This is a genomic window from Planktosalinus lacus, assembly GCF_014640155.1.
GTDB lineage: Bacteria > Bacteroidota > Bacteroidia > Flavobacteriales > Flavobacteriaceae > Planktosalinus > Planktosalinus lacus.
On the sequence record NZ_BMGK01000012.1, the window covers coordinates 1 to 12,605 of the forward strand.

The following is a 12,605-nucleotide window of genomic DNA, read 5'->3' on the forward strand; positions in this document are numbered from 1 at the left end:
TTTATTTCTCTGTATTATCCGGGATCGTTTCCAATCCCAAAAAATACGCTGTCAATTCAATATATCAATGAACTTTTTCCCTTATCCAAATAAAGGAAGTCTTGCTAAAATAAAAGGACTCGAACCTCTTCTATATACCCACCCGGGATTTCTATTCTCTCTGTTTATTTTAGTGAACCTGTTTGCCTCTGACTCAAAGCGGGTGCAAAAATAATACGCTTTTTTTTACCCCACAAGCTTTTTTTGAAAAATTTTAAAAACTCAAAAAATACACTAAAAACAATCAATGAACTTCACTCCTCAAAACAATTCCTTTATCCCTCAAAGCGGCTGCAAATATACAACCGTTTTTATCCCTGGCAAGAAAAAACTACATAAAAATTCAATATATTTTTATGCTTTTCCTTAACTACTTGATACTCTTAATTAATTGATTTGAATTATTTTTTTAGCGAACTACTAAACTACAAAAAATAAATCAAATGACAAGAATTTTAAGTTACTTATTTGTCCAGAAATCGGCCAGTTCAAAATAATCAATGGGCCAGGCAGGATGTTGAACTTCCAGGGCACCTTCTTGAAAAGCTCGCTGTAAAATATCTTCTATTAAAAAGTCTTCTTTATTCTTTAATGGTGAAAACTCATCTTTTAAAGAGATTTCAAATAAACTAGCTGTGGTATTATACCAAAAGGCTCGCCAACCTGTGCGCAACTCTTTAACTAAATCATATGCGGTGGTTCCGGTTTGCCTGTGAATGAGTTTTACCAATATCTTACCCTCGCTTTTGGTAAGCTTTTTTAATTCGTCTGTAAATTCTCCTTCAATATATTTTTGAACCCTCTTAGTGTAAATTCGTTTTTCCCTGTTTGATTCCAAAGTAGCAAGGCGGTCAGTCATTACCTGCAGTCTTTCTGCTGCCAGTTTGGCATAAGGATAAACCTTTCGGGTTCGCCTTCTTAAAATTAAGTATGCCCGTCGCTCTTTTGCGCTATTAAACTTTAGTTTATTTAGAAGGTATACTTCTTCAAGGTCAATAAATTGCCTGGGCAATGTGTCGCCATCAATAATCATATATAAATACTCAGTAGTATCATTTTTATGATAACGGTATGCATTGTCTTCTTGAGAATTGATTTTAAGAATGAAAAATAAAAGTAAAAAGATTACTAATGTTTTGTGCAACATATATTATAGAGTTTCTGAACAAAAAGCTAAAATCATTCCAAAATTAAAGATAAATCGTTTAGTATATCTAATTTCATAATTATATTGATAATTTTACACCTTTAAAAAATCAAAACTATGACAAAATCAATCCTCAACAAAAAATCACTTCAATTTTTAGAAAACTATCTAAATAACGCAGCACCCACCGGATATGAGTGGAGTGGTCAAAAAATTTGGATGGACTACCTGAAGCCTTATGTTGATGAATTCATTACAGATAATTATGGAACGGCAGTGGGTGTTATAAACCCCGAAGCAAAATACAAAGTAGTTATAGAAGGACATGCCGATGAAATTTCTTGGTATGTCAATTATATTACTGATAATGGTTTAATTTATGTAATTCGAAATGGAGGCAGTGACCATCAAATAGCACCCTCTAAACGTGTAAATATCCACACAAAAAATGGAATCGTTCAAGGTGTTTTTGGATGGCCGGCCATCCACACCAGAAAGAGTAAAGAAAAAGAACAGGCCCCTTCATTAGAAAACATTTTTATTGATGTGGGCTGCACCAGCAAAGAGGAAGTTGAAAAACTCGGAGTTCACGTGGGTTGCGTGATTACCTATCCCGACACCTTTTTCGTTTTAAACGAAAACAAATTTGTTTGTCGAGCACTCGATAACCGTATGGGTGGATTTATGATTGCCGAGGTTGCCAGACTCTTGAAAGAGAACAAGAAAAAACTTCCATTTGGATTGTATATCACCAATTCAGTTCAGGAAGAAATTGGTTTGCGAGGTGCAGAAATGATTACACAAACCATCAAACCAAACTTGGCAATTGTAACTGATGTTTGCCATGATACTACTACTCCAATGATTGAAAAAAAGACGGAAGGTGAAACTAAAATTGGTGATGGCCCTGTGATTTCTTATGCTCCGGCAGTACAAAATAAATTAAGAGAACTATTAATAGAAATAGCCGAAAAAAATAAAATACCGTTTCAGAGGATGGCAGCTTCCAGGTCTACAGGAACTGATACTGATGCATTTGCTTACAGTAACGGTGGTGTGCCTTCAGCTTTGATTTCACTGCCTTTACGCTATATGCATACCACTGTTGAAATGGTGCATCGTGATGATGTTGAAAATGTAATAAAGTTGATTTATGAGTCTGTTTTAATGTTTAAAGACGGGCAATCTTTTAATTATTTTGAATAAAGTACCGGGAAGTCGATTTCATATAACTGAAATCGACTTCTTTTAAATGTACTCAACCAGATAGCTTAGTACATTTTTTTCTATTCTTGATTCAATATCAGAAACATCACCTTTTTGAAACGTTTCTCCTGTAATATTTTCATAGAGTTCAATATATCGCTCTGAAACATTTTTAACAAAATCATCAGTCATAATTGGAACCTTCTGCCCTTCTTTTCCCTGAAAACCATTTTCTATAAGCCATTGTCTTACAAACTCTTTAGACAATTGTTTTTGAGGAAGACCTTTGTCCTGCAACTCTTTATAGGTGTCAGCATAAAAATAACGTGAAGAATCCGGCGTGTGAATTTCGTCAATTAAAACAATTTGGCCGTCTTTGGTTTTTCCGAATTCATATTTGGTGTCAACCAAAATCAATCCACTTGAAGCGGCAATTTCCGTCCCTCGTTGAAACAATTTTTGAGTGTACTCTTCCAATACCTGGTAATCTGCTTCAGAAACTATTTCTTTTATCAAAATGTCTTCACGTGAAATATCTTCATCATGTTCCCCTGCTTCAGCTTTAGTGGCCGGTGTGATAATAGGTTGTGGAAACTGATCATTTTCCTTCATTCCATCAGGCATTGAAACACCACAAAGGATTCTTTTACCGGCTTTGTACTCACGGGCTGCGTGTCCGCTTAAATAGCCTCTTATGACCATTTCCACCTTGAAAGGTTCACAAGCGTGGCCAATTGCCACGTTGGGATCAGGTGTGGCAATAAGCCAATTGGGTACAATATCTTTGGTGGCACCCATCATTTTTGTTGCAATTTGATTGAGAACTTGCCCTTTAAAGGGAATTCCTTTAGGCATCACAACATCAAAAGCACTGATGCGGTCTGTAGCTACCATTAGTAGCATATTATTTTCCAAGGTATATACATCACGCACTTTACCATGGTATACATTTTTTTGACCCGGAAATTGAAAATTTGTTTTTGTGAGGGTATTGCTCATTATTATTCTACATTTTCTATCGCTTTATAAGCAGAAATAACTTCTTTAACCAAACGATGACGAATCACATCTTTATCATCGAGATAAATCATTCCCACTCCTTTCACGTCTTTTAAAACCAACAATGCTTCTTTAAGTCCTGAAATCACCCTTCTGGGAAGGTCAATTTGACCGGGGTCACCAGTAATCATGAACTTGGCATTTTTACCCATTCGGGTTAAAAACATTTTCATCTGGGCATGGGTGGTGTTTTGAGCTTCATCGAGAATGACAAACGCATTGTCCAATGTGCGACCACGCATAAATGCCATCGGTGCTATTTGAACAATTCCTTTTTCGATATACGATTCAAGTTTTTCATGAGGAATCATATCTCTTAGAGCATCATATAAAGGTTGCATATAAGGATCTAATTTTTCCTTTAAGTCGCCCGGAAGAAAACCTAAGTTTTCACCGGCTTCAACAGCGGGTCTTGTGAGTATGATGCGTTTAACTTGCTTTTCTTTTAAAGCTTTTACAGCAAGGGCAACCCCGGTGTAAGTTTTTCCGGTTCCGGCAGGGCCCACAGCAAAAACCATATCATTTTTACGCATTAAGTCAACCAGTCGACGCTGATTTACTGTAATGGCTTTAATCTGCTTTCCTCCCACTCCATGAACAAGCACTTCGCCGCTACCTTCAGGAGTTTCATATTCTGCGCTGCTTTCACTGGTAAGGATGCGTTCAATAACATTTTCATCCAACTTGTTGTATTTCACAAAATGCTCCATCAACATAGTGAATTTTTTATCAAATTCTTCCAACAATTCTTCATCACCAAACACAGTTAAACGGTTTCCTCTGGCAACAATTTTTAACTTAGGATAGTATTTTTTTAAAAGGTTGATGTTTGAATTTTGATGTCCAAACAACTCGCTTGGACTTATCTCTGTAATTTCTAGAATAAGTTCGTTCAAAAGCAGTAATTTATTTTAAGAATTGTCTTTTATAATGATTAAGTTTGTACTACAAATCTAATGTATTTTTATGGTTACCTCTATGTTTTGAGGTTAAAAAAATATCAACAATTTACCTATGCCAATAATAACTCTTACAACCGATTTTGGAGAAAAAGATCATTTTGCAGGAGCGGTTAAAGGTGCTATTTATAATGAATTGGAATCTATTAAAATTGTTGATATCTCCCATTCTGTTTCACCTTTTCATATCACCGAGGCTGCATACATAATTCAAAATGCTTATAGGAGTTTTCCTAAAGGTACCATTCATATTATTGGAATAGATTCAGAGTTGACACCTGAAAATAAACATATTGCAGTTTTGCTGGACGAGCATTACTTTATATGTGCTGACAATGGAATTGTTTCCTTAATCACTCAGGAAATGAAACCCAAAAAAATTGTTGAAATAAACATACACGACAGAGTGATTTCTGATTTTCCGGTGTTGGACGTTTTTGTGAAAGTGGCCTGTCACCTCGCCCGGGGAGGCACCCTTGAAGTAGTTGGAAAAGAAATTCCTGAAATAAAAAAATTAAAAGGACTGACTCCTGTTGTTCAGGAAAAACAACAACAAATTATTGGGAATGTGATCTATATTGATAACTATGGAAATGTTGTTACCAATATTTCTAAAAAGCTTTTTGAAGCAGTTGGAAAAGGCAATCCATTTGTCGTTTCTGGCAGAAATGTAAAATTCAAAAAGATTTTCGCAAAATACAGTGATGCAATTGACTTTTCACTTCCACCCGATAAGCGTGAAGAAGACGGTAAAAAACTTGCTATCTGGAACGCCTCGGGTTATCTTGAACTGGCTGTTTACAAAAGCAACCCACAAACTGTAGGAAGTGCTTCTACACTTTTTGGATTATACTACAGAGATACCGTTACTGTTAATTTTGAATAAAAAAAGGCTATGTTTATCAGAATCGTGAAAATGGAGTTTAAAACACACAAGGTCCAACAGTTTTTAGACAACTTTGAAACAGTAAAAGAAAAAATAAGAACTTTTCCGGGCTGTTTACACCTTGAACTTTACCGGGATAAACAACACCAACACATTTTTTTTACTTACAGCAAATGGAAAGAAGAATCTGATCTTGAAAACTACCGCAACAGTGCTCTTTTTAAAGACGTTTGGAGTGAAACAAAACCTATGTTTTCAAACAAAGCTGCAGCCTGGAGCGTTGATGTATTGCATCAACTGGATGAAACAATGTTTTAACTTTCCAAAACCTGACGCATTGCCTTTGATTTTAAAATGCATTCCTCATATTCCTTTTCAGGGTCTGACTTAAATGTAATTGCACTACCAACTGAAAAACTCAAATACTTTAAAGTTTCATTAAAAAGTATACTTCTTATTACAACATTGAAATCTGCATCGCCTTGAGGCGAAATGTAACCCACCGAGCCACTGTACAGTCCACGCTTATTATCTTCCAGTTTTTCTATGATTTTTAATGCACTCTCTTTAGGTGCACCCGTCATGCTTCCCATTGGAAATGTTGTTTTCAGGACGTCGGTTATCGTTGTCTCTGTTTCAACTTCTGAAATGATTGTGCTAATAAGTTGATGCACTTGTTTGAAGGTGTACAAACCACACAATTCTTCCACATACACACTGCCGCGTTTCGCTGTGCGTGAAAGATCGTTACGCACCAAATCAGTGATCATAATATTTTCAGAGCGCTCTTTTTCATCTGATTTAAGAGTTGCTGCCAGTTGAGTATCTAATTCCTGATTTTGTGATCGTGGTGCGGTGCCCTTTATGGGTTGTGAAATTATTTTATTTCCTTCTTTTTTCAGATATCGTTCAGGTGAAGCCGAAAGCAAATAATTTGACTCCAGTTTTAAAAAACATGCAAAGGGTGCCTCTGAAATTGAATTGAGTTTTAAAAAAGTGTGTAGTGGCTCAATTGTGGCCTGTTCAGCAAAAAATTCCATACAAAAATTGGCTTCATAAATATCACCTTGCTGGATATGGTGTTGCATTTCTTTTACCTTATCTATGTAAGCTTTTTTGGATGTTCTTGCTTCAATAACAGGTTTTGGAATTTCCTTTGTTTGTTTTGGAGTCTTATTTTTAAAGATGGAATTGAGGTCATCTTCGATTTCGTCTGCAACAAAGTGAAGGTAATGTAGTTCCAGGGTCTGTCCCTTCAGCAAGATAATTTTTTTTGGCTGAAAAAAATAAAGTTCAGGAAACTTTGACCCATCAACATTATTGGATGACAAATCTGTTACCGCATTTTTCAGGTCATATGTTAAATATCCAAAAACCCAGTCGGCCGCGTGTTTATGATATTCCTCGAGTTTATCAAATGCCTCGTGAAAATCTGTTTTTATTGAGGTCAACGCATCAACCGCTAAAATACAGTCGAATGAAGTATAATTTAAATTCTTTTGGTTTGCACCAGAATTTGAATCGAGCCAAACCACTTCTTCAAATTGTTGTGCCCAGCTAAGCAGCTTGTTTTTAAGTTCGTGAGAAGGCTTTAGGTTTATTTTTTTTACTGTTCGCAATTAACCAGCAATTTGATGTTCAAAATTTTGAATCACATCTATAAAACCAAGAGCAAGTTCTTCATTGATAATTTTATTTTCAGAAAGAGAAAAATTCTCATTGAATGAAGGAAAACTAAAACTTTCGATGACCTCACCATCATGTCTTGGAATTCGGCTTTTTACATATTCTAAGGAACTTGCTCCCCCTCTGCTTCCGGTTGATGTACTCATCAACAACACTTTCTTACCCTTCAGGTATTTATATTCAATGCGAGACAACCAATCCATCACGTTTTTAAAAAAAACTGAGGGTCCGCCATTGTGCTCATTTACTGAAATCATAAGTGCATCAGCATCTTTAATTCTATTCAAAAGTAAACGCAGTTCAGCAGAATAGCCCAATTCTTTTTCAATATCTTCACCAAACAATACCAGTGGATAATCTGTAAGTTTAATAAGTTCCACCTCGTGTTGGCTAATTAATGAAGTTGCATAGCTTATCAATTGGTAATTGATTGAAGTGCTGCTGTTTGATCCTGCAAAGGCCAGTATTTTTTTCATTTCAGATTTTGCTGATTTGATGTGATTAAAAAACAAAAATACCTAAATTTTAGAGACTTCATGTTTATAAAAAGCTAAATATAAAATAAGCTTACCTTTGCGGAAAAATAAACGATTTGACATTTAGTGATTTTAATCTAACAACTCCATTTCTCAACGCATTGAATGATTTGGGGATAGCAACCCCCACTCCAATTCAGGAGCAATCTTTTTCAGTTGTTATGTCTGGCAGAGATATGGTGGGAATTGCACAAACAGGTACCGGAAAAACGTTTGCATATATGCTTCCGCTTTTGCGAATGTTGCCTTTCTCTAAACAAGAAAACCCCAGGGTCTTGGTTTTGGTTCCTACACGTGAACTTGTATTGCAAGTTGTGGAGGAAACCCAAAAATTAGCAAAGTATACAAACTTGCGTATTCTGGGGGTTTATGGTGGGACAAACATAAACACTCAAAAAAAAGCCATTGCTGAAGGCATAGATGTTATTGTTGCAACTCCTGGACGGCTTTATGATCTGGCCGTAAGCCGTGTATTACAGCTAAAATCAATTCAAAAGCTGGTGATTGATGAAGTAGATGTCATGTTAGACTTAGGTTTTAGACATCAACTGGTGAATATTTTTGATATACTTCCGGCACAACGCCAAAACATCCTTTTTTCAGCCACAATGACTGAAGATGTAGAAGAGCTTTTGGATGTCTTTTTTAAAAATCCGGAAAAAATTTCGGTCGCCTTAAGTGGTGAGCCCTTAAAAAACATAGAACAATATGTTTACCTTATACCCAACTTTTACACTAAGGTAAACTTACTTCTGGAGCTACTCTCAAACAAAGAAACTTTTTCCAAAGTATTACTTTTTGTGAAAAATAAAAAAACAGCTGACTTACTCTTTGAGTTACTGGACGAACATTACAAGGAAGAGTTATGTGTAATTCACTCAAACAAGACTCAGAATTACCGCATTCGCAGCATTCGGCAATTTGAAGCTGGTGAAAATCGTATTCTTATTGCAACAGATGTAATGGCGCGCGGACTTGACTTTGAAAACATATCTCACGTTATTAATGTTGACACCCCCGACTATCCCGAAAATTACATCCACAGGATAGGCCGCACCGGGCGTGCGGAACGCACCGGAAATGCCGTGGTATTCACAACACCCGGGGAGGAAAACAACCTGGAAGCCATTGAATCCCTGATGCAGCTGGAAGTAACACGCCTTCCCTTGCCTGAAGGTCTTGAAATCTCTGAAAAGCTAACCTATGAAGAGCGACCCGTCATCAAGGAAATCAACAATCCGGGTAAACGAAACAAAAATGACGAAGACGCACCGGGACCCTCTTTTCACGAGAAAAAAGATAAAAATAAAAAAGAAAACCTGGGCGGTTCCTACCGGAGGGAAATAACAAAAAAATATAAAAAACCCTTAACCAAAGGCGATAAAAACTACAACCGCAGGAACAAAAAGAAATAGTATTTTTAAGGTGTTTTATTTTTCAAGAGAACCCATGGACCTTTTCAGTCAGCTATCAGACCCCAGTACAAACCTCCTTCCTCAAGACGGAGCCGTTCATTACCACGGGATCATTTTTCTGTCAACCACAGCTGATGTTTATCTGGAACGCCTCCTCAATCACATCGACTGGAAAAACGACGAGGCCGTCATCTTCGGAAAACGCATACAAACCAAACGCAAAGTGGCTTGGTATGGTGACCGTCCTTTTGAATACACCTACTCAAACACCACCAAACACGCCCTTCCCTGGACACCGGAATTGCTCTCATTAAAAGCCGCCACCGAAAAGGAAACCGGCGAGACCTTCAATTCCTGTTTGCTGAATTTATACCATAGTGGCGAAGAAGGTATGGCCTGGCACAGCGACGGTGAAAAAGACCTAAAAAAGAACGGGGCCATCGCATCGCTCAGCTTTGGCGCAGAACGCAAATTTGCCTTCAAGCACAAAGAAACCAAAGAAACCATTGCACTCATCCTGGATCACGGTAGTTTGCTGGTTATGAAGGGCTCTACTCAAACCCACTGGCTGCATCGTTTGCCACCCACTAAAAAAATATGCACACCTCGTGTAAATCTCACATTCCGTACGATTGTTTCTTAGGTATTTTGTATTTTTAAAACCTAAACAACCACCAATGAATACTTTTGTAAGAACAACTTCTGCAAACAAGGATTTTCTCCACCTTATCAGCTACCTCGATGCAGAACTGACCATTCGTGACGGCGATGAGTACGCATTTCACGCACAATACAACAAAACAGACACTATCAAACATGTGCTTGTAGCTTACCATAAAAAGTCCGCTGTGGGCTGTGGTGCCTTTAAACACTATGACGATCACACCGCTGAAATCAAACGTATGTATGTCTCACCCGAATGCCGCGGTCTGGGAATCGCTACTGCCCTGCTCACCCACCTGGAGGTATGGGCGCACGAACTCTCTTATACCCACTGCATCCTTGAAACCGGTGAGAAGTATCCCGAAGCCATCGCCCTCTATCAAAAAAAAGGCTATAACCGCATCCCAAACTACGGACAATATACTGCCGTCAAAAGCAGCCGTTGTTTTAAAAAAGAACTTATCTGATTTTTAAACTATAAAAAAAATCAATTATCGTTAGTGCCACTTCCGGCATGGGAAAAGAACTTTGCCAAACCTCCTTGCAAATAGTTACCAATTGGGTAGTACCACTCCGGAAGAAGTCCTTCTGGAAAGTATAAAAGCCACTGACCCCAGAACATCTAAACCGACTGTTTTGACTCCATTAAAGAAGAAAGCGCACCACTCCGGCAAACCTTTGTACATCACAGACATCCGGCCGGGTTTTGTAAACACACTTATGATCGATCAAGAGGAACAGTTTATGACCCTCTCCAAAGAAAAAACGCCCGTAAAATCTATAAAAGTATCAAACACAAAAATACCGTGACCTACCTCTCCACCCGTTGAGCATTGAGAGCTTTGTCCTTAAAACTATTGCCTCGGGCACTGTGCACCCGCAGCTAACAACACTAAAACAAAAATACCGCACCCTAAGGCACGGTATTTTGTAACGTTTTTTGTTGTAATCCCTGAAAAGATTAAGCACTTTCCTTTTGCGAATCAATCCAGTGGTTCACACGCTTCTCAAGGATTTCCAAGGGCATCGCGCCACCCCCCAAAATCGTATCATGGAATCCTTTGATGTCAAAGTTTTCCCCCAGTTCAGTTTCTGCTTTTTCTCGTAACTCCTGTATTTTCAACATCCCGATTTTATACGCTGTGGCTTGTCCGGGAATAACCATATAACGCTGTACCTCAGCTTTGATAGCTCCCTGCGAAATAGAAGAGTTCTCTGTAAAATAAGCAATGGCATCGGCTTCAGTCCATCCTTTGGAATGTAAACCGGTATCCACTACCAGCCTGATAGCCCTCCAGATTTCATTCACCAAACGACCAAAATCATAATACGGATTCTCATAACCGCCCATCTCCTTGGCGAGTATTTCGGAATACAATGCCCAGCCTTCTACATAAGCAGTATACCGCCCTTGCGTGCGGAACTCAGGCACAGACTCCAACTCTTGTGCTATCGAGATTTGCATATGGTGCCCCGGGTTTCCTTCGTGATAGGCCACTCCTTCCATAGTGGTTTTGGGCATAGCATTCATGTCAGATAAATGGGCATAATAAATCCCTGAGCGACTTCCGTCCGGTGTGCCGGGAAAATAATGCTGTGGTGCACCGTCCTGTTCTCTAAAAGATTCCACTCGTTTTACCTCCAGATCTGCTTTGGGGAGGATCCCAAAATACTCCGGAAGCTTCTCTGTGAGTTCGTCAAGATATTTTGTTGACTCATCAAGATACCCCTTACGACCTTCATCGGTATTGGGGAAAAAGAACTGTTCGTCTGTATTCACAAACTTGAAAAACTCCTCAAGGGTTCCCTCAAAACCAACAGCGTCTTTAATAGTCATCATTTCTTCCTGAATGCGGTCCACTTCGCTCAAACCAATATTATGCACTTCATCGGCAGTCAGATCAGTCGTGGTAGAAGCCTTCAGACGGTAGTTGTAATAGGCCTCTCCATCAGGATGTCTGCTTACACCTGTGGGTGTAGCTTCGGCATTGGGCATTTCGGTTTCTACCCAGTTTATAAGGCTGTCATAAGCCGGTTTGAAATGTTCTGTCAAGGCTCTTTTAGACTGTGCCATCAGGCTATCCGCCTGTGCCTCATCGATATCCCCTTTCTCTTTAAGGCTATTGATTTTCATATTCATATCCATCCACATAGCAGTTCCTTCCCCGGCATCAGTAAACGGCTGCCCGTCAATAAGTGCTTTCGACTGGGTGAGCACGGTCTCAAAAGCAAACTTGGGAGGCAGTATGCCCTTTTCAGCTTGCTGTCTGGCACGGTCCAGCAATTGGTTCATCGCGCGGTCAGATGCTTCTATCCTGGAAATATAAGCTTGCATATCAGAAAGACTGTCAACCTTGTGAAAGTTAATCATAAAGCTGGGCAGCTGGATATGGATTCCGTTCATCTGGTGAAACACATAATCCATATTTTGGAACTGCGCACCTTCTTTCATCTGTTCATACTGATACATCCACAGGTCATAGGAGATCTGGTCATCCATCTCAAGAGCATCATAGTCAAAGGTTTCCTCAAGCTCAGCTACACTGGCCTTATACCACTCCAGCATTTCCTGTTCCGCCTCCAGGCTCATATCATCCAACTGGTCATACTTGTCTTTTCTTCCCAGCATGGTGAGCTGTAATGGGCTCCTTTGAAGGACTTCTTCATACTTGGTGTCAAACCACTCATTGAGGGCTGCGCTTTGATCTTCTTTTTGTTCTTCCTTTTTCTCTTCCCCGCAGGAAACCATTAAAAAGGCAATAGCCAGTACACCGAAAATCGGCAGGCGTTTTAATAATAGTCTCATAATAATGTTATTTTGGTGTTAATATGTTAGTTATCAAATATAAAACAAATAATTTCATATGTTTGGATGAAAACATAAATAATTGATTATCTATATGTTATAATAAATTTAAAACAACTAAATTATATATGGCCAACACCTAAATGCACATTCAGGTCGTGTTTGCAGTGAAATTCCGTCACAGCCTGATTCAAAAACCCTGG

13 protein-coding genes are annotated in these 12,605 nt (G+C 38.6%); 7 read left to right on the top strand and 6 right to left on the bottom strand.

All coding sequences use genetic code 11. The annotated features are described in order from the left end of the window. Nucleotides 1-499 precede the first annotated feature (499 nt). A complete protein-coding gene (locus IEV69_RS12420) occupies nt 500-1,186 on the bottom strand; it encodes a DUF4294 domain-containing protein (protein ID WP_188442937.1) in 687 nt (228 codons plus the stop codon). A 117-nt stretch (nt 1,187-1,303) separates the two neighbouring features. Here IEV69_RS12420 and IEV69_RS12425 point away from each other — a divergent pair, with 117 nt between their 5' ends. Continuing rightward, nucleotides 1,304-2,392 carry a M42 family metallopeptidase gene (locus IEV69_RS12425; RefSeq protein ID WP_188442939.1) on the top strand — a complete coding sequence of 363 codons (1,089 nt, stop codon included), beginning with the start codon at nt 1,304-1,306 and terminating at the stop codon, nt 2,390-2,392. A gap of 42 nt (nt 2,393-2,434) precedes the next feature. On the opposite strand, the gene IEV69_RS12430 is transcribed toward IEV69_RS12425, so the two are convergent. Both IEV69_RS12430 and IEV69_RS12435 read right to left on the bottom strand, forming a co-directional pair. After that, nucleotides 2,435-3,391, bottom strand: a complete 957-nt coding sequence (locus IEV69_RS12430) for a phosphoribosylaminoimidazolesuccinocarboxamide synthase (RefSeq protein WP_188442941.1) — start codon at nt 3,389-3,391, stop codon at nt 2,435-2,437. A gap of 2 nt (nt 3,392-3,393) precedes the next feature. Continuing rightward, nucleotides 3,394-4,347, bottom strand: coding sequence for a PhoH family protein (locus IEV69_RS12435; protein WP_188442943.1), 954 nt, complete (start codon nt 4,345-4,347; stop codon nt 3,394-3,396). Between the two features lie 118 nt (nt 4,348-4,465). On the opposite strand from IEV69_RS12435, the gene IEV69_RS12440 reads away from it, so the two are divergent. Together IEV69_RS12440 and IEV69_RS12445 are read left to right on the top strand one after the other, a co-directional pair. Then, entirely contained in the window at nt 4,466-5,296 is an 831-nt protein-coding gene (locus IEV69_RS12440; RefSeq protein ID WP_188442945.1) for an SAM hydrolase/SAM-dependent halogenase family protein, read from the top strand. Between the two features lie 9 nt (nt 5,297-5,305). After that, entirely contained in the window at nt 5,306-5,614 is a 309-nt protein-coding gene (locus tag IEV69_RS12445) for a putative quinol monooxygenase (protein ID WP_188442947.1), read from the top strand. Here the strand turns inward: IEV69_RS12445 and IEV69_RS12450 are convergent. Together IEV69_RS12450 and IEV69_RS12455 are read right to left on the bottom strand one after the other, a co-directional pair. Further along, nucleotides 5,611-6,915 carry an anthranilate synthase component I family protein gene (locus IEV69_RS12450; RefSeq protein WP_188442949.1) on the bottom strand — a complete coding sequence of 435 codons (1,305 nt, stop codon included), beginning with the start codon at nt 6,913-6,915 and terminating at the stop codon, nt 5,611-5,613. The two genes, IEV69_RS12445 and IEV69_RS12450, sit on opposite strands and share 4 nt — an antisense overlap. Next, nucleotides 6,916-7,458, bottom strand: a complete 543-nt coding sequence (locus IEV69_RS12455) for an NADPH-dependent FMN reductase (protein WP_188442951.1) — start codon at nt 7,456-7,458, stop codon at nt 6,916-6,918. It abuts the gene before it with no gap. 116 nt (nt 7,459-7,574) lie between these two features. Here IEV69_RS12455 and IEV69_RS12460 point away from each other — a divergent pair, with 116 nt between their 5' ends. The 4 genes from IEV69_RS12460 to IEV69_RS12475 all read left to right on the top strand — a co-directional run bounded on the left by IEV69_RS12460 (nt 7,575) and on the right by IEV69_RS12475 (nt 10,406). After that, a complete protein-coding gene (locus IEV69_RS12460) occupies nt 7,575-8,933 on the top strand; it encodes a DEAD/DEAH box helicase (RefSeq protein WP_188442953.1) in 1,359 nt (452 codons plus the stop codon). A gap of 34 nt (nt 8,934-8,967) precedes the next feature. After that, nucleotides 8,968-9,576: an alpha-ketoglutarate-dependent dioxygenase AlkB family protein gene (locus tag IEV69_RS12465; protein WP_188442955.1), complete on the top strand. Its 609-nt coding sequence runs from the start codon at nt 8,968-8,970 to the stop codon at nt 9,574-9,576. Between the two features lie 34 nt (nt 9,577-9,610). Further along, on the top strand, nt 9,611-10,063 hold the full coding sequence (locus IEV69_RS12470) for a GNAT family N-acetyltransferase (protein WP_188442956.1): 453 nt from the start codon (nt 9,611-9,613) through the stop codon (nt 10,061-10,063). Between the two features lie 61 nt (nt 10,064-10,124). Beyond that, nucleotides 10,125-10,406 (top strand): hypothetical protein, encoded by a 282-nt coding sequence (locus tag IEV69_RS12475; protein ID WP_188442958.1) that lies wholly within the window; start codon nt 10,125-10,127, stop codon nt 10,404-10,406. Nucleotides 10,407-10,557: 151 nt separating this feature from the next. Here the strand turns inward: IEV69_RS12475 and IEV69_RS12480 are convergent, their stop codons facing one another. Beyond that, nucleotides 10,558-12,402 (bottom strand): DUF885 domain-containing protein, encoded by a 1,845-nt coding sequence (locus IEV69_RS12480; RefSeq protein ID WP_188442961.1) that lies wholly within the window; start codon nt 12,400-12,402, stop codon nt 10,558-10,560. Between the last annotated feature and the right edge of the window lie 203 nt (nt 12,403-12,605).